Annotated in this window: 19 protein-coding genes; 11 read left to right on the top strand and 8 right to left on the bottom strand. The window is 62.5% G+C overall.

Going from position 1 to position 22,437, the window contains the following annotated elements:
• Positions 1-92 precede the first annotated feature (92 nt).
• The 3 genes from ACI2KA_RS02455 to ACI2KA_RS02465 form a co-directional block, all read right to left on the bottom strand.
• Positions 93-2,033, bottom strand: coding sequence for an ABC transporter ATP-binding protein (locus tag ACI2KA_RS02455; protein WP_404498875.1), 1,941 nt, complete (start codon positions 2,031-2,033; stop codon positions 93-95).
• Positions 2,034-2,411: 378 nt separating this feature from the next.
• A complete protein-coding gene (locus ACI2KA_RS02460) occupies positions 2,412-4,262 on the bottom strand; it encodes an ABC transporter ATP-binding protein (RefSeq protein ID WP_404498877.1) in 1,851 nt (616 codons plus the stop codon).
• Between the two features lie 381 nt (positions 4,263-4,643).
• Entirely contained in the window at positions 4,644-5,519 is an 876-nt protein-coding gene (locus tag ACI2KA_RS02465; RefSeq protein ID WP_404498879.1) for a phosphodiesterase, read from the bottom strand.
• 144 nt (positions 5,520-5,663) lie between these two features.
• Between ACI2KA_RS02465 and ACI2KA_RS02470 the strand changes: the two genes are divergently transcribed.
• From ACI2KA_RS02470 to ACI2KA_RS02480, 3 genes are all read left to right on the top strand, one after another.
• Positions 5,664-6,224 (top strand): nucleotidyltransferase family protein, encoded by a 561-nt coding sequence (locus ACI2KA_RS02470; RefSeq protein ID WP_404498881.1) that lies wholly within the window; start codon positions 5,664-5,666, stop codon positions 6,222-6,224.
• A 56-nt stretch (positions 6,225-6,280) separates the two neighbouring features.
• A complete protein-coding gene (locus ACI2KA_RS02475) occupies positions 6,281-6,742 on the top strand; it encodes a tRNA (cytidine(34)-2'-O)-methyltransferase (protein WP_404498883.1) in 462 nt (153 codons plus the stop codon).
• 173 nt (positions 6,743-6,915) lie between these two features.
• A complete protein-coding gene (locus ACI2KA_RS02480) occupies positions 6,916-8,568 on the top strand; it encodes a Na/Pi cotransporter family protein (protein WP_404498885.1) in 1,653 nt (550 codons plus the stop codon).
• A gap of 7 nt (positions 8,569-8,575) precedes the next feature.
• Here ACI2KA_RS02480 and ACI2KA_RS02485 read toward each other — a convergent pair whose 3' ends face one another.
• Positions 8,576-8,851 (bottom strand): hypothetical protein, encoded by a 276-nt coding sequence (locus ACI2KA_RS02485; RefSeq protein WP_404498887.1) that lies wholly within the window; start codon positions 8,849-8,851, stop codon positions 8,576-8,578.
• 131 nt (positions 8,852-8,982) lie between these two features.
• On the opposite strand from ACI2KA_RS02485, the gene hemF reads away from it, so the two are divergent.
• The 3 genes from hemF (at position 8,983) to ACI2KA_RS02500 (ending at position 10,573) form a co-directional block, all read left to right on the top strand.
• Positions 8,983-9,894, top strand: coding sequence for an oxygen-dependent coproporphyrinogen oxidase (gene hemF, locus ACI2KA_RS02490; protein ID WP_404498888.1), 912 nt, complete (start codon positions 8,983-8,985; stop codon positions 9,892-9,894).
• A 119-nt stretch (positions 9,895-10,013) separates the two neighbouring features.
• A complete protein-coding gene (locus ACI2KA_RS02495) occupies positions 10,014-10,280 on the top strand; it encodes a hypothetical protein (protein ID WP_404498941.1) in 267 nt (88 codons plus the stop codon).
• Between the two features lie 107 nt (positions 10,281-10,387).
• The gene (locus ACI2KA_RS02500; RefSeq protein WP_404498890.1) at positions 10,388-10,573 is read left to right on the top strand and encodes a DUF1059 domain-containing protein; all 186 of its coding nucleotides are present in this window, start codon (positions 10,388-10,390) and stop codon (positions 10,571-10,573) included.
• Positions 10,574-10,742: 169 nt separating this feature from the next.
• Here the strand turns inward: ACI2KA_RS02500 and ACI2KA_RS02505 are convergent, their stop codons facing one another.
• From ACI2KA_RS02505 to ACI2KA_RS02515, 3 genes are read right to left on the bottom strand one after another with little or no spacing between them, the layout of a single operon-like run.
• Positions 10,743-11,999 carry a CCA tRNA nucleotidyltransferase gene (locus tag ACI2KA_RS02505; protein ID WP_404498892.1) on the bottom strand — a complete coding sequence of 419 codons (1,257 nt, stop codon included), beginning with the start codon at positions 11,997-11,999 and terminating at the stop codon, positions 10,743-10,745.
• Positions 11,996-12,637 carry a CoA pyrophosphatase gene (locus ACI2KA_RS02510; protein WP_404498894.1) on the bottom strand — a complete coding sequence of 214 codons (642 nt, stop codon included), beginning with the start codon at positions 12,635-12,637 and terminating at the stop codon, positions 11,996-11,998. Before ACI2KA_RS02510 ends, ACI2KA_RS02505 begins: the two co-directional genes overlap by 4 nt.
• Complete coding sequence (locus ACI2KA_RS02515; RefSeq protein ID WP_404498896.1) at positions 12,634-13,263, bottom strand: DUF1285 domain-containing protein; 630 nt, start codon at positions 13,261-13,263, stop codon at positions 12,634-12,636. The genes ACI2KA_RS02510 and ACI2KA_RS02515 overlap by 4 nt, the downstream gene beginning before the upstream one ends.
• Positions 13,264-13,437: 174 nt before the next feature.
• Between ACI2KA_RS02515 and ACI2KA_RS02520 the strand changes: the two genes are divergently transcribed.
• From ACI2KA_RS02520 to ACI2KA_RS02540, 5 genes are all read left to right on the top strand, one after another.
• Positions 13,438-14,448, top strand: coding sequence for an AAA family ATPase (locus ACI2KA_RS02520; protein ID WP_404498898.1), 1,011 nt, complete (start codon positions 13,438-13,440; stop codon positions 14,446-14,448).
• 39 nt (positions 14,449-14,487) lie between these two features.
• On the top strand, positions 14,488-15,414 hold the full coding sequence (locus tag ACI2KA_RS02525) for a DUF58 domain-containing protein (protein WP_404498900.1): 927 nt from the start codon (positions 14,488-14,490) through the stop codon (positions 15,412-15,414).
• Complete coding sequence (locus ACI2KA_RS02530) at positions 15,411-18,221, top strand: DUF4159 domain-containing protein (protein WP_404498902.1); 2,811 nt, start codon at positions 15,411-15,413, stop codon at positions 18,219-18,221. The genes ACI2KA_RS02525 and ACI2KA_RS02530 overlap by 4 nt, the downstream gene beginning before the upstream one ends.
• A 1-nt stretch (position 18,222) precedes the next feature.
• Positions 18,223-20,307: a hypothetical protein gene (locus tag ACI2KA_RS02535; protein WP_404498904.1), complete on the top strand. Its 2,085-nt coding sequence runs from the start codon at positions 18,223-18,225 to the stop codon at positions 20,305-20,307.
• 90 nt (positions 20,308-20,397) lie between these two features.
• Positions 20,398-20,811, top strand: coding sequence for a GNAT family N-acetyltransferase (locus ACI2KA_RS02540; protein WP_404498906.1), 414 nt, complete (start codon positions 20,398-20,400; stop codon positions 20,809-20,811).
• Positions 20,812-20,836: 25 nt separating this feature from the next.
• Here ACI2KA_RS02540 and ACI2KA_RS02545 read toward each other — a convergent pair whose 3' ends face one another.
• Positions 20,837-22,150, bottom strand: a complete 1,314-nt coding sequence (locus ACI2KA_RS02545) for an MFS transporter (protein WP_404498908.1) — start codon at positions 22,148-22,150, stop codon at positions 20,837-20,839.
• Positions 22,151-22,437 lie beyond the last annotated feature (287 nt).

A 22,437-nucleotide genomic window follows, 5' to 3' on the forward strand; every position in this document is an offset into this window, starting at 1 on the left:
CTTTCACAAAAGGCCGTCGCGAAGCTGTTGGCAACCAAAGATTTTATATTTTATGCATATTTGAAGAACCGCATGGCGACCCCTCACGGTCCTCAGGCCGTCTCCTCGGCCGCGAGAAAACCGCCCGACTGCCGCGCCCAGAGTTCCGAATAAAGCCCGCCCTGCGAGACCAGATCGGCATGCGTGCCTTGCTCGACGATGCGCCCCTGATCCATCACGATCAGCCTGTCGAGGGCGGCGATGGTGGACAGCCGGTGGGCGATGGCCAGCACCGTCTTGCCCTGCATCAGCTCGTCCAGATTGCTCTGGATCGCCGCCTCCACCTCCGAATCGAGCGCCGACGTCGCCTCGTCGAGCACGAGGATCGGCGCATCCTTCAGCATCACGCGGGCGATGGCGATGCGCTGGCGCTGACCGCCGGAGAGTTTCACCCCCCGTTCGCCCACATGCGCGTCGAAACCCGTCCTGCCACGCTGATCTTCCAGCCTTTCGATGAAATCATCCGCCTTCGCCCGTCGCGTCGCCTCCCGCAGCTGCGCTTCGGTGGCATCCGTGCGACCGAACATGATGTTGTCACGGATGGAGCGGTGCAGCAGCGAGGTATCCTGCGTCACCATGCCGATATGCGCGCGCAGCGATTCCTGGGTCACGCTGGCGATATCCTGGCCGTCGATCAGGATGCGGCCTTTCTCGACATCGTAAAACCGCAGGAGAAGGTTGACGAGTGTGGATTTGCCCGCGCCCGAGCGTCCGACGATCCCGACTTTTTCGCCCGCCTTGATATCGAGGTTGAGCCTGTCGATGACGCCATTCGCCCGTCCATAGTGGAAACTGACGTTCTCGAAGCGGATGCTGGGCTTTTTGACCTCCAGCACCGCCGCATCCGGCGCGTCGACGAGACCGATCGGTTGCGAGATCAATTCTGCGGCATTCTGCACCGTGCCGAAATTGCGCATGATGCCATTGAACTGCGTCATCAGCCGGCCAAGCAGGAAGTTGAGGCGCAGCACCAGCGCCAGCGTGAAGGCCACCGCACCGGAACTGATGCGCCCCGACAGCCACAGATCGATGCACAGCGCCGCCATGGAGGTGATCATCACGCCTGACAAGAGCGCCATGGAGGCACGCACGCCGGTGATGAACCGCGTGAAGGTCATGGTCGCGTTCTGGAAGATGTCGAAGCCCTGCCGCATGTAGCGGTCATTCGCATCGTCGCGTCCGAACAGCCGCAGCGTCTGGATATTGCTATAGGCATCCACCATGCGGCCGGAAAGCATGGAGGCGGCTTCCGCCGTCTCTTTCGAATGGTGGCGGATGCGCGGCACGAAATAACGCGCCAGCGCCGAAAAGATCAGCACCCAGACGAGAACGACAAGCGCCAGCCGCCAGTCCAGCCCGCCGATCAGAAACAGCATAGAGACGGAATAGATGCCGACGAACCAGACGCTTTCCATCAGCGAGGTGACGAGGTCACCCGCCGCCTGCCCGCCGGACCAGACCTTGGTGACGATGCGTCCGGAAAAATCATTCTGGAAAAAGGAAAGCGATTGCCGCGCCACATGCATGTAGGACTGCCAGCGCACCAGATTGTAAAAACCGGGCGTGATGATCTGTTGGTCCACCAGTGCCGTAATCATCGTGACGACGAAGCGCACGACGCCGATCAGCACCAGCATGCCGACGAGTTCGCCGCCATGGGCAGCCAGAAGCCCGGCCCAGCCCTCTTCCGGTTTCACCGTCGAGAGAATATCCACCAGCCGCCCGACGAACCAGAACAGCGCCGCCTCGATGGCCGCCGTCAGCCCGCCGAGCACCAGCATGGCGAAAAACGGCGCCTTGGCCTGCCTGATGTAGAACCAGATGAAGGCGAATGTGTTTTCGGGTGGCCGCAAATCGTCTTTGCGGGCGAAGGGCTTTATCCAGTTCTCGAAATACTCGAAGATGCGGGGAATGACCATGATCCGGATATAGGCGGATTCCCCTCTCGGGAACAGCCGCAGAGCCTTTGGGAAGAGATTATATTTCGGTAACATTCGTGAAATGAAAAAGGGCGGCGAATGTTCCGCCCACCCTTCAATCGAGCCGACTGGATTTGCGCATTGGTAACATCCGCACTCCGTCACCACGTCGTCAGATGGGAAGAAGAACTGAGCCAATTGCCCCGACGTCATCCTCGGGCCTGTCCCGGGGATATGCAACATCTTGATTTTATTCAACGTGATTAGATCCTCGGCACAGGACCGAGGATGACGTCAAGAGAATGCGCGCCTTCGCCACCAGGATGATGGGAAGGCAGCCCGGTGAAATTTCAAACCGGAGAGCAGTGGATCAAGACCGGCATAACGGCGGCGAGGCTTTAACCCATTGCGCGAAAAGGGCGGGAAACCATGCTTCCCGCCCTCTCTCTTTGCTTATTCCGCCGCCACTTCCGCGTCGTGGTCGGCGATGAAACCGCCGGACTGGCGCCGCCACAGATCGGCATAGATGCCGCCCATCGCCACCAGTTCCGTATGACTGCCCGCCTCGACGATCTGGCCCTTGTCGAGGATGATCAGCCGGTCCATTTCCGTCAGCGTCGAAAGGCGGTGGGCGATCGCAATCACCGTCTTGCCTTCCATCAGCGAGAACAGGTTCTCCTGGATCGCCGCCTCGACTTCGGAATCGAGCGCCGAGGTCGCCTCGTCCAGCACCAGGATCGGTGCGTTCTTGAGGAAGACGCGGGCGATCGCGATACGCTGGCGTTGGCCGCCGGAGAGCTTTACGCCGCGCTCGCCCACCTGGGCATCGAGACCCTGGCGACCATGCATGTCGACCAGCGTTTCGATGAAGTCCCAGGCATTCGCCCGCTTCGCCGCCGCGATCACCTGCTCGTCCGTGGCCTCGGGATGGCCATAGGCGATGTTGTCGCGGATCGACCGATGCAGCAGCGAGGTATCCTGCGTCACCACGCCGATCAGCTCGCGCAGGCTGTCCTGCGACACCTTGGAAATGTCCTGCCCATCGATGGTGATCCTGCCGGCCTCGAGATCATAGAAGCGCAGCAGCAGGTTCATCAGCGTCGTCTTGCCGGCGCCCGAGCGCCCGACGAGACCGACCTTTTCGCCCGGCTTGATATCCAGCGTCAGCCCGTCGATCACGCCCTTGTTCTTGCCGTAGTGGAAGCGGACGTTGTCATAACGGATGGCGCCCTGCGGTGCCGCAAGCTGCGGCGCCTTGGCGACATCGACGATATCGTGCGGTTTCGTCATCATCGACATGCCGTCATAGACCGTGCCGATGTTTTCGAACAGCGACGTGACTTCCCACATGATCCACTGCGACATGCCGTTGACGCGCATGGCAAGGCTGATGGCGATGGCGACCGAACCGGCCGTCACCGAACCCTGCATCCAGAAATAAAGACCGAGCGCCGCCGTGGAAAACAGCACCACGGCATTGTTGAGGTCGATCAGGATGTTGAAGCCGGAAATCTTGCGCATCTGGCGGTGAACGGTGCCGAGAAACACGTTCATGCCCTCACGCGCATATCTCTCCTCACGGCCCGCATGGGAAAACAGCTTGATCGTCGAGATATTGGTGTAGCTGTCGACGATCCGGCCCGTCATCAACGAGCGCGCATCGGCCTGTTCCTGCGCCAGCCGGCCGAGTTTCGGCACGAAATAGGCAAGAATGCCCATATAGATACCGAGCCAGGCCAGCAGCGGAATGACCAGCCGCCAGTCCGCCGCCGCCACCATGAACAGCATCGAGACGACGAAGCTGATGGCGTAGACAAAGACGTCGATCACCTTCAGCGCCACTTCGCGGATCGCCAGCGCCGTCTGCATCACCTTGGTCGAGACCCGGCCCGCAAACTCGTTGGCGAAGAAGTTCATCGAGTGACGCAGCAGGAAACGGTGCATTTTCCAGCGCGCGATCATGCCGAAATTGCCGGCAAGCGTCTGGTGCATCGTCATGGTGTGGATCGCGCCCATCAGCGGCAGCAGGAAGAGCACCAGCCCTGCCATGACGATCAGATGCCAGCCCTCATCGGCAAAAAACGTCTCGCGATTGGCCGTGGAAAGCCAGTCGACGATATTGCCGAGGAATTTGTAGAGCATGGCTTCCGCAATGGCGATGCCCATGGACATCAGGCCGAGCAGCAGCAGCCACGGCCATGCTGGCTTCACATAATGCCACAGGAACGGCAGCAATTTCTTCGGCGGCACGGCGGGCGTCGAAGACGGAAAAGGATCGAGGCGTTTTTCAAACCAGCCAAACATAGGCCAAGCTCCGGCAATCAATCGCCCCATCGTGAAAGGTGAGCGGACGCAAATATGGCTCACGACGGAACGGAGAAGTCTTTGAATATGGCTGAGACAGCCACATGACGAATCGAATTATGGGAAACGCGGACGAACCGCGGAAGAACACCTAGGCCAGCAGCGGCACGACTGGGGCCGGGAGGCGAAAGCGAACGTACATATCCATGCGAACCTCCCTGAGCTGGTGTTGAAGATGTGGCCTTGTAGCGTAAAAATTAATCATTGACCAGCCGGAAAGACAGCGGATGCGTGAGAAAATACGCGATTGCGGTGAATAAGCCGAAGCGGGCGGAAGTGACCCGTGAAGGTCTCCGCCCGTCAAGCCAATCCGGCCTGGCCTTATTCGGCTGCGTCCTGCGCCTGCCCGCCTTCATATTCGGCAACCAGCGCGGCCATTCCGGCCTGCGTATGGCGCTTCAGTTCCCGGCGGTCGCTGGGTTGCGGTGCAAAGGTCACGGTCAGGCCCGTATCCCGCACCGTACCGATGGCAAAGGACGCGCCGGACAACATGCGCACGCCCTCATGCAGCCACAGCGGATCGGTGGCGAAATGCTGGCCGATGCCGACCACCACGGGAATGCCCTGCCAGTGCGACATGCGGTCATAATGAATATGGCCTGCGAGGATACCGATGACGTCGTGCTCGAACAGCACCTCGTCCAGCGCCTCGGTATCGTCAAACGACAGGGATTCCCATTCCGCCTCCGGACGGTCGAAATCAAGCGCTGGCGCGTGGTGCATCACCAGCAGCTTCGGCAGATCGGGGTGGTTTTCCAGCTCGTCCTCGAGCCATTCGATCTGACCGGGCTCGAAGGCGCCGCCGACCTTGCCGGGGACGCTGGTATCCATCACGATGACATGGATGTCGGCAATGACCTGGGCATGATCATAAGGCTCATCCAGATCCTCATGGCGGTCGAGCATCACCGGATAAAATCCGTCGCGACGATCGTGATTGCCGAGCGCGAAAAGCACCGGCACATCCAGCGCCGCCTCGGCCATCAGCCGCTTCAGCTCCTCATAGCTGCCGGCATCGCCCTGGTTGGTCAGGTCGCCGCTGACGACGATGAATTCGGGCGGCGGCACCAGCGCCTTGACCTGCGCGAGCGTGGCGGCAAGCGTGGCCGATGTGTCGGAATAAAGATCATCATCCTGCACCTGCGGATTGCCGACATGCAGATCGGTCAGATGGACGAAATTCACCCGTTCGGACATGGCTTTTTTCCTGTCATCGCTATTGTTCGATGACTAGCATCGGCGCATGACAGCCGAATGACCCGGCGCGCTAAAACTCCGTGACAACGGCGATCCATGCGGCAACATGGCAAACGTGACCGGCAGACTGATTCACGGCGGACCATGACGATTTCCGAACTGCAATTCATCGAATACGCCGCGCAGAACGAGACCAACGCGCGGCTTCTGGATGGTCTTGCCGGCCTGCAGTTGCCGCAGACCACATTGACGGCGGGATGCCTGTTCCAGACCGTCTGGAACCTCAAAAGCGGTTACGAACCCGAACGGGCCATCAAGGACTACGACGTCTTTTATTTCGATGCCGACGATCTTTCATGGGAAGCGGAAGACGCCGTGATCCGGCGGGCCAACCGGTTCCTCGGCGATCTGGCGGAGAAGGTCGAGATCAGGAATCAGGCGCGCGTGCACCTGTGGTATGAGCGGAAATTCGGCGCCTTCTGTCCGCCCCTGAGGCGGGTTGAAGACGGTATCGACCGATATCTCGTCGCCTGCACGCGCCTCGGAATAAGGATCGGAGACCGCAGCCTCTATGCGCCGGACGGGCTGGAGGACATGTGGAACGGCATCCTGCGTCTCAATCCGAACAATCCGCAGATCGAGCTTTTCGAACGCAAATGCCGTGACTACCAGGCAAGATGGCCCTGGCTCACGATGGCGGTTTGAGGTCCGCTCGTGTTAAGCGTTCTGCATGAAGCGCGTAACACTGGCATAGCAGAAACATGAACAACATCAGGATCGCCCTTTACCAGCCCGATATTCCCGGCAACACCGGCACCATCCTGCGGCTGGCCGCCTGCCTCGGCCTTGGCGTCGATATCATCGAGCCGGCCGGTTTCGATATTTCCGACCGCAATCTTAAACGCGCGGGCATGGATTATATCGCCGCGGCGGCGCTGACACGCCACGTCAGCTGGGACCGTTTCGAGGAATGGCGTGCAACCACCGGCCGCCGCCTCGTCCTCGCCTCCACCAAGGCCGCCCTGCCCTACACGGATATCGGCTACCGCCCCGACGATATCCTCCTCTTCGGCCGGGAAAGCGCCGGCGTACCGGACCACGTGCATGACAAGGCGGATGCGCGAATCATCATCCCGATGGTAGCCGGACAGCGCTCCATCAACGTCGCCATGTCGGCGGCGATGGTCACCGGCGAGGCCCTGCGCCAGACGGCATGGGCGTGACCCGCCATCTTTGCAGCCATTTTTTCAGGCAAACATGAAAATTGACCGTTTTTACCGCGAAACTGTCGCAACCCGGCCTGTACCGAAGGCGTATACGCTCCTATACTGTTTAGCCGGACAATAAAAATCGCTCTCGCCGGACCCATTCGCCGGCGGGTGTGAGGAGACGTCGCATGCAATCCACCATTGTCATCGTCAACCTTCTCGGCGCGGTCGCGCTGCTGCTCTTCGGCCTTGCCCAGGTCAAGGATGGCGTTACCCGCGCCTTCGGCATGAAACTGAGAAGCGTGCTGGCCACCGGAACCCAGAACGGCCCCCGCTCCTTCTTTTCCGGCTTCTTCGCCACCGTCGCCCTGCAAAGCTCGACGGCGACGGCGCTGACAGTCGCCTCCTTCGCCGAACGGGACCTCATCCGTCCGCGCATGGCGCAGGTGGTGTTGCTGGGCGCCAATGTCGGCACCGCCGTGACCGCATGGATCGTGGCGGCCGGGGTGGAATGGCTGTCGCCGCTGCTGATCCTTGCCGGCATCGTGCTCAAAAAAGGCAGTTCCAATGCCAGACAGGGCGGCGGAACGGCGCTGATCGGCATCGGCCTCATGCTTCTGTCGCTGCATCTTCTAAGCGGCGCGACCGAGCCCATGCGCGCCTCGCCGGCGCTCGGCGTTTTCATCGGCCTGCTGGACGGTGCATGGCCCGTCGCGCTGATCTTTTCCGCCGTACTCGCCTTCGTCTCCTCGTCCAGCCTTGCTGTCGTGGTGCTGATCCTGTCGCTGGCCGCCACCGGCACCTTGTCCACCGGGCTCATCATCGTCCTCATTCTCGGCGCCAATCTCGGCGGCGCCGTTCCGCCCGTCATCGCCACGCTGTCCGGCCCCGCATCCGCCCGGCGCATCACCATCGGCAACCTCGTGGTCCGCACTATCGGCTGCCTCATCGCCCTGCCGCTTGCCTCCTATGGCGCGGCGTATCTGCAGCAATTGCCGCTTTCGCCCGCAAAACTGCCAGTCGACGCCCACCTCATCTTCAACGTCATTCTGGCGGCGCTGGCCTGGCCCTTCTCCGGCCTGATATCCGACCTGATGGCGAAGCTGGTGCCGGGCGACCCCAAGGCCGAAGACGGCCCGAATTTCCTCGACCAGCAGGCCCTCGACATGCCGGTGGTGGCGCTCGCCAACGCCACCCGCGAGGTCCTCGGCGTCGGCGACAGCATCGAGCGGATGCTGATCCGCGCCGAAAACGCCTTCAAGCACAATGATCTCGCCCCGCTTCAGGAAGTCGCTCTGCTCGAAAAGAAGGTCGACCGCCGTCAGCAGGAAGTGAAGGTCTATCTGTCGCAACTGGGGCGCAAGGGGCTTTCCGACGAGGAAGCGCGCCGGTCGATCGCCATCATCGATTATGCCATCAATCTCGAACATATCGGCGACATCATCGAAAAGGGCATCTGCGAGCAGATCCGCAAGAAGGTACTGAACAGCTTCAAGTTTTCCGACGATGGTTATGACGAGCTGAAGACCCTGTTCGACATGACCATCGAGAACCTGCGCGCCGCCCAGAGCATTCTGGTGACCGGCGATTTCGAGCTCGCCCGCCGGCTGATGGAAAGCAAGGTGGATATACGCCGCCTCGAAAAACAATCCTCCAACCGCCATCTGGAGCGGCTGCGCGACGGATTGGCGGAAAGCATGCAGACCAGTTCGCTGCATCTCGACATGCTGCGGGACCTGAAACGCATCAACGCCCATATCGTGACGGTGGCGCATCCCATTCTGGATGAAAGCGGCGTGCTGATCGAAAGCCGCCTGCGTTACGCCGAACCGCGCGCCTGATTCTATTTCAATCGGCGGAAGGTAGCCTGCGCATGGTGAATTCGATGCGGTCGCCTTCCAGCTGCCGCCAGCTTTCCACTTCCGTCCAATAGGCGGCCTTGGGAAAGCTGTCGAACCATTCGCGCGCCTTGGCGCGGGCCTCCTCGCGGCTGAGACAGAAGGTCTGGCGCACGAACATGCCGTCGCGCTTTTGTTCGCCGCCGGCGCTTTCGCGTTCCTTGCGGTGATTGGCGATCCTGCGCTTCAGCCCGTCGAGGGGCGGCGGTCCGGCAAATTTCGGCATGATATTCACCTCTGGCACCTACATCGATAAAGATAGTGCCAGCACCCCGCCTTGGCGAGTCGAATTTGTACGCGGTGCAAACACCTGCTAGACGCGGCAGGGAACAGACGTCACCGCAGGAGAGAGACGATATGGAACGGCCAATCTTGCCGAAGGGCTTGCCCGAGGACATCGAAGACAAGAAGGCCGTTGCCCAGGCGTGGTTTCAGCATCTGCGCGACACCATTGTCGCCTCCTTCGAAACCCTCGAAGACGAACTCACCGGCCCGCTTTCCGATCAGGAGCCCGGCCGCTTCGTGCAGAAGGACTGGCTGCGCGACAATGGCGAAGGCGGCGGCGGCAAGATGTCGATGATGGAAGGCCGCGTCTTCGAAAAGGTCGGCGTCCACACGTCAACCGTCTACGGCGAATTCTCGCCGGAATTCCGCAAGCAGATGCCGGGCGCGGAAGAAGACCCGCGTTTCTGGGCCTCCGGCCTGTCACTCATCGCCCACCCGGTCAATCCCAATGTGCCGGCGGTGCATATGAACACCCGCATGGTCGTCACCACCAGCCACTGGTTCGGCGGCGGCGCGGACCTGACGCCGGTGCTGGGCCGCAGACGCACGCAGCAGGACCCGGACACCCAGCTGTTCCATCGCGCCTTCGAGATTACCTGCAACCGTCATCCGGTCGCCGACTATCCGCGATACAGGAGCTGGTGTGACGAATATTTCTTCCTGAAGCACCGCAACGAGCCGCGCGGCACCGGCGGCATCTTTTTCGACTGGCTGCATCCCGACGAGGAGAAAGGCGGCTGGGACGCCAATTTCGCCTTCGTGCAGGATGTCGGCCGCGCCTTCAACCTCGTCTATCCGAAGATCGTCCGCGCCAATTTCAACCAGAACTGGACGGAAGAGGACCGCGACGAACAGCTTATCCGCCGCGGCCGTTATGTCGAGTTCAACCTGCTTTATGACCGCGGCACCATCTTCGGCCTGAAGACGGGCGGCAATGTCGAATCGATTCTCTCCTCGCTGCCGCCGGTGGTGCGCTGGCCATAAACCTCACGCAAATTTGACGCTCATCAGCCATTTGGTCGCAAATAGCGCAAATTAGGACTTATGGAAAAATCAAGGCAATGGTAGTCTCCTCCCGCAGACGTACTGGAGGAGCTATCGTCATGATTACTTCGAACAGCATGCCTATCTCCGCTTCCGCCGAGGAAGCGCCGCATTCCATCGACACTCCGGAATTGATTGACCGCCTGGCCGCGGAAATGCGCGCCACGGGCGATCGTGAACTGCCGCATTCCTTTTATGTTGAACAGGTCAAACGCACGCTGGCCGGCAAAATGGTGAAGCGGGCGGATAATGACGAAATGCCCCGTACAAAAATCCCGGCAGCCGGCACATCCTCTGTTTTCCAGTGCTGGGCAATGCCTGAATAGGATTGAAGGGCGCCGCGCGGGAACATAAGCGGCGACCATTCGTTTCCTGTCGGAGGGACAGCATGCACGTCAACGCTGTCCCCCGCTTGAAACAGGGAGGCAAGACCATGAGACTGTTTGAATGCGGAACGCTCGTGCCCGGCTGCGCCTGGCACACGCGCGCAGATGATGATGCGGAAGTTGTTCGCCGCGCGGTGGAACATATGCGCACCGCCCATGGCGAAACCGTCATTCGCGAAAACATGATCGAAAACATCAAGGCCCGCATCCGCGACGAGGCGAATGCGGCCTAGCGCATTTCCCCGAAGGCGCAACTTCGGGTGCTGCCACCCAACCTCATCCCTGTGCTTGTGACAGGGAACCAGCCAGCCCAAGTCCTTGGGCTGAACGGCCTCTGTCGCCGCGCAGACGCGTATCGGCCGGATTCCTGTGACAAGCACAGGAATGAGGTAGAATATGGCTTCAATTCTCGAGCATTTCCTTCAGCCGGGCGGTCAGCGCTGCCCGGTCGAGTGAGAAATTGACGTCGATCCACTTTTCCTCGAGGCTTTTCAGCACTTCGCCGACCTTTGGACCCGCCTCGACCCCCGCAGCCATCACATCGGCGCCGTTCAGCGGGAATCCGGGCTTCTGGAATTTCTCCGCCCTCGCCAGCAGCGTCGAAAACCGCGCGACTTTCTGCATGGCCGCATTACCGGCCGAAAGATCGGCACGGGCGGTAGCGAGCGCAAGCTTCAGCCGTGCCTTCACACCGTCGACACCCTGACGGTAGAGCAACCGGTCAAGCGCCGTCTCCTTCATGTCGGGGTCGGCGGCGGGCGCAGCGGCCCACTGGGTCAGATAACCCGCCTCGGCCTTCGAAAGCCTCAGCCTCGCGGCAAGGGCAACCAGCCTGTCCCGGTCCGGCGGCAGGATGGCGGCAAGCCGCAGCATCGGGTCCACCGCCCAGCCCAGCGCCTGTTCCGTCGCCACCAGCCCGTGAATGGCGTCGATACCCCATTTCTCGGTTTCGGGAAGAATTTCCGAGAGAACACCCGATTGCCGCATCCACAAAAGAGCGCGCGATGGATCACGCGCCGAAAGCAGCTTCTTCACCTCGCTCCACACCCGTTCGGCCGAAAGCGTCGCCAGCTTGTCCTTGGCCCGCGCGCTTGCCCTCAGGCCATCGGCATCCGGGCGGCCGGACCCGTAATGGGCGAAGAAGCGGAAAAAGCGGAGAATCCGCAGGTAATCTTCCGAAATCCGCGTCGCGGCATCGCCGATGAAGCGCACGGTTCCGGTTTCAATATCGGGAAACCCATTGATGAGATCGATGATCTCGCCCGTCCCGTCGGCATAAAGGGCGTTGATGGTGAGGTCGCGCCGTTCCGCATCGGTCTGCCAGTCGGTGCCGAAAGCCACCTGTGCGTGACGGCCATTGGTCTCGACATCACGGCGAAGCGTCGTCACCTCGTAACCCTCGCCATCGATCACCAGCGTCACCGTGCCGTGATCGATGCCGGTCGGCACCGATTTGATACCCGCCGCCTTTGCCCGCGCGACCACGACATCAGGGGTAAGCGTCGTCGCCATGTCGATGTCGGCGACGGGCAGGCCCATCAGCGCGTTGCGCACCGCGCCGCCGACGATCCGCACCTCGCCGCCATCGGCGTTCAGCAGCGCAAAGACGCGCTTCAGCGCCGGCTTTTCGAACCAGTCCTGCCCGGCAAGGCTGCTCATGTATAAAACCTCTCGTAAATCGTCCGCACGATGCCCGCCGTAATGCCCCAAATATAGCGCTCGCCATAGGGCATTTCGTAGAAAAACCGCTCCTTCCCCTGAAACATGCGGCTGCCGCGCGCGTGGTTCGCCGGGTCCATCAGGAACGACAGCGGCACCTCGAAAACCTCTTCCACTTCGGCCGGATTGAGCGTCAGATCGAAACCGGGGCGAACGACGGACAGCACCGGCTTGATGCGGAAACCGGTCCCGGAAATATAATCCGGCAGACGTCCCACCGTTTCCACGAAAGAGCGTGCAAGACCGATTTCCTCCTCGGCTTCGCGCAGGGCCGCCTCTTCCGGCGTGTGGTCTTCGGCATCGATGCCGCCGCCCGGAAAGGATATCTGTCCGGAATGCTTGCGCAGGGTGGATGTGCGCTGGGTGAAGATCACCCGCGCATCGTTGCCATCGTCGATCACCGGTATCAGTACGGCGGCATCCTTGAGCCTGATGCCGTTGCCCGTGAGCACCACGCCCGGATTGAGCACATGATCGCCATTCTCCTCACGCTCGGCCACACCCTCGCCGTCCTGCAGGACCCGGCGGCGGAAGTCGCTAGCGGTAAAAGCCTTGAGACCCATTGTCGTCATCGTCATTGCGAAAGCCGTTCCAGTTCCTTGGCCGGCATGACCGGAAAGATCATCCCGCCCGAGCGCAGGGCGAACATCTCGACGCCATCCACGTCGATCACCTCGCCAAGGCCGACGAGATCGTACATCACCGCCCGCGAGACCAGCGCCTCCAGCCGGCCGCGCACCAGAAGATAGGGCTTCAATTCCCGGTTCTCACCGAAAATCTCAAACCGCAGCGGATGTTCCGGCCCCGCCTCCACCACATCGCCGACATTGGTGCGGAAGGTCAGCAGCTCCTCGCCATCCTCGTCGCTCGCGGTCACCTTCATCTCCACCGCCACGAAAGGCGCATCCGCGACACGGATGCCGACTTTTTCCACAGGAGTTACGAGATAGGTCTTGCCGTCCTCGTCCTTGCGCAGAACCGTGGAAAACAGCCTGACCAGAGGTGCCCTGCCGATGGGGGTGCCGAGATAGAACCAGGTGCCGTCGGCACGGATTTCCATGTCGAGATCGCCGCAAAAGGGTGGATTCCAGCGCTCCACCGGGGCCGGCCCGCGCTTGGCGTCGCCGGTCTGTTCGGCGGCGCGGGAAATCATCGCCGCAAGCCCGGCCGCATCGCCCGCCGAATTTATCGTCTCCGCTGCCATATTCGAGTCTCGCTTTGCCGATAAGGAAATACTAAGTCACGACATAGTCATTCGAATGGCGCTTGTCAGCGGCCAAGAGAGCAATAAGCTATATGCAGCGCAAAATCCGTCCCGGCCGGCCGTCGGCAAAACCGGGATGCGACTGGACAGCGGCGAAGGTATGAGGAGAGCGACATGGGCGTGATGAATACCGGCGAAACCCTCGATGAAAAGGCCATCGTCGCCGCAGCCGAAAAGGCGCTTTCGGACATTGCGGCGATCCGCACGGAAGTCTCCAAGGTCATTTTCGGCCAGGAGAAAGTGGTGCAGAACACGCTTCTCGCCATCCTGTCGGGCGGCCATGCTCTGCTCGTCGGCGTTCCCGGCCTCGCCAAGACCAAGCTCGTCACCACGCTTGGCACCGTGCTCGGCCTCGACGCCAACCGCATCCAGTTCACGCCGGACCTGATGCCGTCGGACATTCTCGGTTCCGAAGTCATGGATCAGGACGAGAACGGCCGCCGTTCCTTCCGCTTCATCAAGGGTCCGGTTTTCGCGCAATTGCTGATGGCCGACGAAATCAACCGCGCCAGCCCGCGCACCCAGTCCGCCCTTTTGCAGGCCATGCAGGAATATCACATCACCATGGCCGGCCAGACCTATGAGCTGCCGAAGCCGTTCCACGTTCTCGCCACCCAGAACCCTTTGGAACAGGAGGGCACCTATCCGCTGCCCGAAGCCCAGCTCGACCGCTTTCTGCTGCAGGTGGATGTCGGTTATCCCGAGCTTGCCGCCGAACGCCAGATCCTGCTCGACACGACAGGCACCGCCTCCGGCGAAGCGCGCCGCGTGATCGATGCGGAACGCCTGATGGAAATCCAGGCCCTCATTCGCCAGATGCCGGTCAGCGACAAGGTGGTGGACGCCATCCTGTCGCTCGTACGCTCCGCCCGCCCCGGCCATGGCAACAAATTGACCGACAAACACGTTGTCTGGGGACCGGGTCCGCGCGCCGGCCAGTCGCTGATGCTGACGGCCCGTGCGCGTGCGCTCTATGAAGGCAGGCTCGCGCCGTCGCTGGACGATGTCCACGCACTGGCCGAGCCGGTGCTGGAACACCGCATGGCGCTGACCTTCGCGGCCCGCGCCGAAGGCATGTCGGTACGCGATGTCATCGCAGCCCTCGTGGAACAGGCGAAGAACTGAAGGCGCACTGAGGCCCAAATTTTCGCGAAAGGACTGCATGTGGCATCCATCGGCCAGATCGTAGACAAGACGCCGGGCAGCGAAGTTCTGGCGCGCGCGCGCCAGCGCGCCGCCCTGGTGCCGGACTGCATGGTCGAGGCAAAACGCATCGCCAATACCGTCACCGCCGGCTGGCACGGCCGCCGCAAGCGCGGCATCGGTGAAAATTTCTGGCAGTTCCGCCCCTATGCCGAAGGCGAAAGCCTCTCACGCATCGACTGGCGACGCTCCGCCCGCGACGACCACACCTATGTGCGCGACCGGGAATGGGAAGCCGCCCATACCATCTGGCTCTGGGCCGACATGTCGCCGTCGATGATGTTCAAATCCACCCTCGGCTCCGTCTCCAAGGAAAGCCGGGCGCTGGTGCTGATGCTGGCGCTGGCGGAAATCCTCGCGCGCTCGGGTGAACGCATCGGCTGCCCCGGCATCATGGAGCCGGTCTCGGCCAGAAACGCCGCCGAACGGCTGGCCGCCGCCATCATGCATGCGCCGCTGACCACGGGCATGCCGGAAACGGGCATGATCCGCGGCGCGAGCGACATCGTCCTCATCGGCGATTTTCTCGATGATGCGAAAAATGTGATGGAGCGGATTTCGCCGCTCGCCAGGCGCGGCCTGCGCGGCCATGTGGTGGAAATCGCCGATCCTGCCGAAGAAACCTTCCCCTATTCCGGCCGCACCGAGTTTACCGATCCGGAAACCGGCGAAAAACTCGTGTCCGGCCGCGCCGAGACCATTCGCGAGGATTACACCCGCGCCTATCTCGCAAGACGCGAGGCGCTGTCGTCGTCGCTGCGCCGCCTCGGCTGGAACTTCGTGTTCCACCGTACAGACCATCTCGCTTCCGAGGCGCTCGTCGCCATGCACATGTATCTTTCCGGCGCGCCAGCACAGGGCGGTGGGCAAGGCGGTGGCCGTCGATGAGCGCATTGCCTTTCGTCTTCACCAGCCCCTACATCCTCTTCGGCCTTCTGGCGCTGCCCGCCATCTGGTGGCTGCTGCGGCTTACCCCGCCGCGTCCCAAGGCTGAGGTGTTTCCGCCGCTGAAGATATTGGCGACGGTGCTGAAGCGTGAGGAAACGCCGTCGAAAAGCCCGTGGTGGCTGACCCTTTTGCGCATGGCGCTTGCCGCCGCCGTGATTTTCGCGCTCGCTGATCCGGTGGTGAACCCGCGCAACAACAGCATCGCCGGCAGCGGCCCGCTGGTGCTGGTGGTGGACAACAGCTGGGCCTCCGCGCCCGACTGGGAAAGGCGCGTGGCGACCGCTCAAGCCCTGATCGGCGATGCGGAGCGCGCCGATCGCCCCGTCTCCATCAGCTTCACCGCCGATGCGGAAAACGACCCCGTACCGGCGACAACGGCCGTGGCGCTGGACAAATTGGCCGCCGCCAAGCCGAAGCCGCTCGTTCCGGACCGCGTGCGCACGGCGGAAGCCATCACCGAGGCGCTGAACGGCACGGCCCCCGGCACGCTCGCCTATATTGCCGACGGTGTTCAGACCGCGCAGGACGAAAGCGCAATGAGAACGCTTGCCAGCCTCTCGCCCGCCGAATTCCGCATCGTGAAGGGCGACGGCAAGGCGATTGCCGCCATTACCGGCGCCACCAACAATGCCGATGCCATGAGCGTCACGCTTTCACGGCTGGACACGGCCGAAGCCGCCCGACTGACCGTGAACGCGCAGGACAGCCAGGGCCGCATCCTCGCCAATGGCACCGCCAGCTTCGCGCCCGGCGCGGCCGAAACCACGGCAACGGTGGAAGCGCCCTTCGAGCTGCGCAACGATTTCGCCCGCCTCTCCCTCGAAGGTTTCTCGACGGCGGGCGCCGTGCATCTTCTCGACGACGGCTTCCGCCGCCGCCGCGTGGCGCTGCTGGCCGGCGAAACCGGCAATGATTTCCAGCCGCTGCTGCAGCCGCTTTATTATATCAGCCGCGCGCTTCAGCCGTTTGCCGATCTCATCCCGCAGCGGCAGGCGGATCTGGCGCAGGCGATCCCGGAAATCCTGCAATCCAACCCCTCCGTCATCGTCATGGCCGATATCGGTCGCCTGCCGCAGGAAACCTATGAGCCGATGCAGCGCTGGCTCGCCGGCGGCGGCACGTTGATCCGCTTTGCCGGGCCACGCCTTGCCGCGGCCCCCGCCGACGATCCGCTGGTGCCCGTGACCCTCAGGCAGGGTGAACGTGCGCTCGGCGGCGCGCTCTCCTGGGCCGAGCCGCAGCCGCTTGCCGATTTCCCGAGCTTCGGCGCCTTCGCCGGCATGCCCAAGGCGGATGGCATTCTCGTCAAGCGCCAGGTTCTGGCCGAGCCGACACCCGATCTGGCTGAACGCACCTGGGCCAGCCTTGCCGACGGCACGCCGCTCGTCACCACCCGCACCATCGAGGCGGGCCGCATCGTGCTATTCCATGTCAGCGCCGAGGCGAGCTGGTCCGACCTGCCAATATCGGGCCATTTCGTCGACATGCTGCGCCGTATCGTGCAATTGTCGAAAGCGGGCGGCGCTTCGGCTTCCGCCAATGCCCCGGCCGCAGCCCTGCCGCCGTTCCGGCTGTTGACGGCCGAAGGGGCGCTGACGGCCGAAATCGGCACTGCCCGGCCGCTGGAAATGCGCGCCGGCCAGCCACCCCGCAGCGGTTTCGACAATCCCCCCGGCCTTTACGGCACAGAGGATGGTTTCGTGGCTCTCAATCTCTTGGCCGCAGGCGCGACGCTGCGCCCGCTCGATACGTCCGTCGCCGGTGTCAGCACCACCAGCGAAGCCCTGATCGGCGAAACCGCGAAATCCCTGCGCCCGGCCCTCTTCATCGCCGCCTTCCTGATGCTGATTGCCGACAGCCTGATCGTGCTCTTCATGAACGGTGCCTTCGCGCGCCTGCCGAAAGCCCGCAGCGCGACAGTCGCGACCATGCTCTTGGCGCTTGGCGCCTTTGCCGCCATGTCGCCAACGGATGCCCGCGCCGACGATCCGAAACCCGGAGACGAGCAGATCTTCGAGCGGCTGGACACCACCCATCTCGCTTATGTCCGCACCGGCGAAGACGATGTCGACCGCATTTCCGAGCAGGGTCTCCAAGGTCTCAGCGAATTCCTGACCTGGCGCACCACGCTGGAACCCGGCCAGCCGGTCGGCCTCGATATTTCCAAGGATGAACTGTCCTTCTATCCCATCATCTACTGGCCGGTTTCCGCCACGGCACCCATGCCGTCGAGCGCCGCCATTTCGCGTATCGACGCCTATATGCGCGCGGGCGGCACCGTGCTGTTCGATACGCGCGACCAGTTTTCATCGCTCGACAATGGTGCCACCAGCGCCAATGGCGAACGCCTGCAGGCGATCCTCGCCAATATCGATATTCCGCCGCTGGAGCCGGTGCCGGAAGATCATGTCCTGACACGGTCCTTCTACCTGCTCACCAATTTCCCCGGCCGTTACAACGGTTCGCCGCTCTGGGTGGAATCGCGACAAGGAGCCGCCAAGACAACTTCAGGCCTCTCCTCTTCCGGCGATGGCGTGACGCCGATCATGATAACGGGCAATGATTTTGCCGGCGCCTGGGCCGTCGATCCGCAGGGCGCGCCGGTTCTGCCCACCGTGCCGCCGGACGAGATGCAGCGCGAGCACGCCTTCCGCTCCGGCGTCAACATCATGATGTATATGCTGACCGGCAACTACAAGGCCGATCAGGTCCACGTTCCCGCACTTCTCGAACGGTTGGGACAGTGACATGACTTTGACCTTCGCCCCCTTCCTGCCGTGGATCGTGATTGCCGTTCTGGCCGTCGCCGCACTCGCTCTCTCCTTCATCGGCCTGTGGCGGGGCGTGCGTGGCGCATGGCTGCGCGGGCTGGCGCTTACCGCTTTGCTGGCTGCCATCGCCAATCCGCTTTTGACGCAGGAGGAACGCGAGCCGCTTTCCACCATCGTCCCCGTCATCGTCGACCGCTCGCAGAGCCAGGACGTGCAGGACCGGCCGCAGATGACCGATACGGCGCTGGAAGCCTTGAAGGATCGGCTCTCGCGCTTCCCGCGCATCGAGCCGCGCATTGTGGAAGTGCGCGACGACGGCGAGAGCGATTCACCCTCGACGCAGCTGTTCTCCGCGCTTTCCTCCGCCGTTTCGGATGTCTCGCCGTCGCGCGTCGGCGGCGCGATCTTCCTCAGCGACGGCCAGATCCACGATATCCCGAATGCCCTGCCCAATGCCGAACAGGCGCTCGGCTTCCGCGCCCCCCTGCATGGGCTGATCACCGGCAAGGCCGATGAATTCGACCGCCGCATCGAGATCGTCCGCGCCCCGCGCTTCGGCATCGTCAATGAAGAGCAGCAGCTGACGCTGCGTGTCTTCGACGACGGTCGCCCCGCCGGCGGTGGTGCGGCCGAAGTGACGGTGAAGATGAACGGGCAGGAGATCGCCACGCTGCAGGCGACACCCGGCCAGCCGACGCCGTTCAATTTCAAGGTTCCGCGCGGCGGCAACAACGTCATGGAGTTTTCTGTCGCCGAGCTTCCAGGCGAAGTCACGGCAGCGAACAACCGCGCCGTTCACCTGATCGAAGGCATCCGCCAGAACCTGCGCGTGCTGCTCGTTTCCGGCGAGCCGCACGCCGGCGAACGCGCCTGGCGCAACCTCTTGAAGTCCGACGCCTCGGTCGATCTGGTGCATTTCACCATTCTGCGCCCGCCGGAAAAACAGGACGGCACGCCGATCAACGAGCTCTCGCTGATCGCCTTCCCGACCCGCGAATTGTTCGTCGAGAAGATCAATGACTTCGATCTCATCATCTTCGACCGCTACCAGCATCGCGGCGTGCTGCCGATCCTTTATTACGATTACATCGCCCAATATGTCGAAAAAGGCGGCGCGCTCTTGATCGCCGCCGGGCCGGAACATGCCGGTCAGGATTCGATCGCCATGACCCCGCTCGCCTCAGTGCTGCCGGCGCAGCCGACCGGCCAGGTGCATCAGGCAGCCTTTTATCCGCGCCTTTCGGAAGCGGGCAAGAAACACCCCGTCACCCGTGGTCTCGATGGCTCCGGCAACGAGCCGCCGCAATGGGGCCGCTGGTTCCGCACCATCAGCGTCGACCCGCCGCAGGGCCAGACCGTGATGCTGGGCGACGGGCAGGACCCGCTGCTGGTGCTGAACCGTCAGGGCGAAGGCCGTGTCGCCATGCTGCTGTCGGATCAGGGCTGGCTCTGGGCGCGCGGCTTCGAAGGCGGCGGCCCGCATGTGGCGCTTTACCGCCGCATCGCCCATTGGCTGATGAAGGAACCCGAGCTTGAGGAAGAGGCGCTGACGGCGCGTGCCAATGGCCGCACATTGCAAATCACCCGCCAGACCATCGGTGACGATCCGGGTCAGGCCAGCGTGCGTTTCCCTTCCGGCAAGACCGAAAACATGGCCTTCACCAATACGGAGCCGGGCCTGTACAGGATCGACCGCCGCATGGACGAAACCGGCCTGTTCGAGATCAGGAACGGCGATTTCACCACCCTCGTCCATGTCGGCGCGGTGGATGCGCCGGAATTCAAGGCGATGATTTCAACGACCGAAACGCTGAAACCGCTCGCCGACGCCACCCGGGGCAGCGTGCACCGTGTCGCCGATAATTCCGGCCGTATCGCGCTGCCCGATATATTGCCGGTGCGGGGCGACATCAGGGTTGCCGACGAGGATCGCATGCTGATACGCATGACCGACGAGACGGTGCTGAAAGGCGTCAACACGCTGCCGCTCTTTGCCGGTTTTGCCGGACTTGGCGCGCTGCTGCTTGCCTTCTCCGCGCTCTGGTGGCGTGAAGGCCGGTAAGGGCTTTCCAACGGCGAAGGCACGGGGTTTTCCACGTCCCGGATTGGAAACGAGAAACGGCCGCCGCCCGGCGTCCCAGGGAAAGAAACCATGAATTTCGTTTTGAGCGACGTCGCGGATACGGACGCCGAAAAGGCCATCCGCGATCCGCTGGTGGCCTATAATCTCGCCCGTTTCGGCGAAAGCGACAAACGCGAGCTTACCATCACCATCCGTGATGATGACGGTAGCGTCACGGGCGGCCTTGTTGGCCATACCGCCCGCGGCTGGCTTTACGTGCAGCTTCTCTTCGTGCCGGAAACCATGCGCGGCCAGGGCATTGGCCCGAGGCTGCTGGCAATGGCGGAGGAAGAAGCGAGAAAACGCGGCTGCACCGGCGCCTATATCGACACGATGAACCCCGATGCGTTGAGAACCTACGAACGCTACGGTTTCACGAAAATCGGCTCACTCGGGCCGCTCTCCACCGGCCAGTTGATCACATGGCTCGAAAAGCGGTTCTGACGCATCGAAAAAGGGGCGCTCGTCTTCAGCTCAGCGCCACCTGCCGCGTTTCCGCATTGATCATCGTCGCCGCGACGGCCGCCAGCACCAGCAAACCAGCGAAAATGCCGATCGCAACTCCAAAGCCCTGTGCAATGGCATAGCCGAGCAGCGACGGCGCCAAAAGGCCGCCGAGCCTTGCCATGGCGCCCGCAGCGCCCATGCCGGTCGCCCGCGATTCGGTGGGATAAAGTTCCGGCGTATAGGCGTAAAGCGCACCCCAGGTGCCGAGCAGCGCAAAACTCATGATAAGAAGCGAGGCGGCGATCATTGCGCCACCGCTGGCAAGGGTGAACAGCAGGCAGCCAAGCGCAGACAGCAGGCAGAAGCCGATCAGCGTCGGCTTGCGGCCCCATTTTTCGACGCCATAGGCGGCAAGCGCATAACCGGGGATTTGCGCCAGCGCCACCAGCACCAGGAACCCGTAACCGCGCACGAAGCCGAAACCGTCTCCCGCCAGTTTCGCCGGCATCCAGGTGAAGACGCCATAATAGGAAACGGAAACGAGAAACCAGATGGCGAGGATCATGATGCTGCGCTGCCGGAGCGCGGGAGAGAATATCCCCTGCCCCTTGGCCGGGTCAGGCTGGAAAAGCCCCGTGCCGGCATCAAGCGGCGCACGCCCATTCACCACCAGCATGCGATTGACCACGGCCTTGGCTTCTTCGGACCGGCCGCTGCGCAACAGGTAAAGCGGCGATTCCGGCACCAGGAAGCGAAGCCCGAGACCGAGGACGGCCGGGAAGGCCGTCACCGCAAAAATATAACGCCAGGCATCGGCCACGCCGGCAAGGCTGGCGCCCCACGCCGCCAGCGCCACGATCAGCGTCCCGACAGCCCAGAAACCCTCCAGAAAGACCAGCCAGCGCCCTCGATTTTTGGCAGGCAGGAATTCGGCCATCATCGCATAATCCACCGGCAAAGTGCCGCCAACCGCAGCTCCGGTAAGAAAACGCAGGATGAGCAGAATGGTGAAATCAGGCGCAAAAACCGAAAGCACGCCAAACACGGCGTCACAGGCGACGGTAACGATCAGCACGCGGCGACGCCCATAACGATCCGCCAGCCGCCCGAAACCGGCAGCGCCCAAAAGCATGCCGAAAAAGAACGCCGTGCCGGTCTGCAACGCCTGCGGCACCGTCAGGCCGAAGGTCGCGGCGATCGAGGCTGCCGTGAAACCGACGGCCAGAACCTGCATGGCATCCGCCGCCCAGACGAGGCCGAATATGCCCATCAGCCGCCGCTGATAGGCGCCTGCGCCCGCACGCTCCAGCGCATCGTTCATGGTGATTGCCGTCATGCCCCGCCCCTTTGCAGAAATCGACTTTCACTAGCTATCGTATAGGGGGAGGAAACGGAATTGAATTCTGTGAAGCGCGTCGCGTTGTTTCGAGACAGACCATCGGAAGAAGATTTTACCACACGAGGAGATGTGCACGGCAGTCTCGATGTTTACCATAGCGCGCAACGCCCCTTCCGTCACCCCGGACTAGATCCGGGGTCCTGTGTATTGCGCTTGTGTTATAAGGGTTGCGGGCGGAAGGCCGTCGGGGTCCTGGTCGATTGAGACCGTTTGCTGGCTTTGGC

This window comes from Agrobacterium sp. NPDC089420 (genome assembly GCF_044900305.1).
In the GTDB taxonomy this organism is placed as follows: Bacteria; Pseudomonadota; Alphaproteobacteria; order Rhizobiales; family Rhizobiaceae; genus Agrobacterium.

Bases quoted from the DNA above. Each gene is read 5' to 3' on its own strand.
- ACI2KA_RS02460 (WP_404498877.1), bottom strand. From the start codon at position 4,262: ATGTTTGGCTGGTTTGAAAAACGCCTCGATCCTTTTCCGTCTTCGACG.
- hemF (WP_404498888.1), top strand. From the start codon at position 8,983: ATGGAACGGCCAATCTTGCCGAAGGGCTTGCCCGAGGACATCGAAGAC.
- ACI2KA_RS02515 (WP_404498896.1), bottom strand. From the start codon at position 13,263: ATGGCAGCGGAGACGATAAATTCGGCGGGCGATGCGGCCGGGCTTGCG.
- ACI2KA_RS02480 (WP_404498885.1), top strand. From the start codon at position 6,916: ATGCAATCCACCATTGTCATCGTCAACCTTCTCGGCGCGGTCGCGCTG.
- ACI2KA_RS02510 (WP_404498894.1), bottom strand. From the start codon at position 12,637: ATGACGATGACGACAATGGGTCTCAAGGCTTTTACCGCTAGCGACTTC.
- ACI2KA_RS02505 (WP_404498892.1), bottom strand. From the start codon at position 11,999: ATGAGCAGCCTTGCCGGGCAGGACTGGTTCGAAAAGCCGGCGCTGAAG.
- ACI2KA_RS02475 (WP_404498883.1), top strand. From the start codon at position 6,281: ATGAACAACATCAGGATCGCCCTTTACCAGCCCGATATTCCCGGCAAC.
- ACI2KA_RS02485 (WP_404498887.1), bottom strand. From the start codon at position 8,851: ATGCCGAAATTTGCCGGACCGCCGCCCCTCGACGGGCTGAAGCGCAGG.
- ACI2KA_RS02465 (WP_404498879.1), bottom strand. From the start codon at position 5,519: ATGTCCGAACGGGTGAATTTCGTCCATCTGACCGATCTGCATGTCGGC.
- ACI2KA_RS02535 (WP_404498904.1), top strand. From the start codon at position 18,223: ATGACTTTGACCTTCGCCCCCTTCCTGCCGTGGATCGTGATTGCCGTT.
- ACI2KA_RS02470 (WP_404498881.1), top strand. From the start codon at position 5,664: ATGACGATTTCCGAACTGCAATTCATCGAATACGCCGCGCAGAACGAG.
- ACI2KA_RS02540 (WP_404498906.1), top strand. From the start codon at position 20,398: ATGAATTTCGTTTTGAGCGACGTCGCGGATACGGACGCCGAAAAGGCC.
- ACI2KA_RS02495 (WP_404498941.1), top strand. From the start codon at position 10,014: ATGATTACTTCGAACAGCATGCCTATCTCCGCTTCCGCCGAGGAAGCG.
- ACI2KA_RS02455 (WP_404498875.1), bottom strand. From the start codon at position 2,033: ATGTTACCGAAATATAATCTCTTCCCAAAGGCTCTGCGGCTGTTCCCG.
- ACI2KA_RS02520 (WP_404498898.1), top strand. From the start codon at position 13,438: ATGGGCGTGATGAATACCGGCGAAACCCTCGATGAAAAGGCCATCGTC.
- ACI2KA_RS02545 (WP_404498908.1), bottom strand. From the start codon at position 22,150: ATGACGGCAATCACCATGAACGATGCGCTGGAGCGTGCGGGCGCAGGC.
- ACI2KA_RS02500 (WP_404498890.1), top strand. From the start codon at position 10,388: ATGAGACTGTTTGAATGCGGAACGCTCGTGCCCGGCTGCGCCTGGCAC.
- ACI2KA_RS02530 (WP_404498902.1), top strand. From the start codon at position 15,411: ATGAGCGCATTGCCTTTCGTCTTCACCAGCCCCTACATCCTCTTCGGC.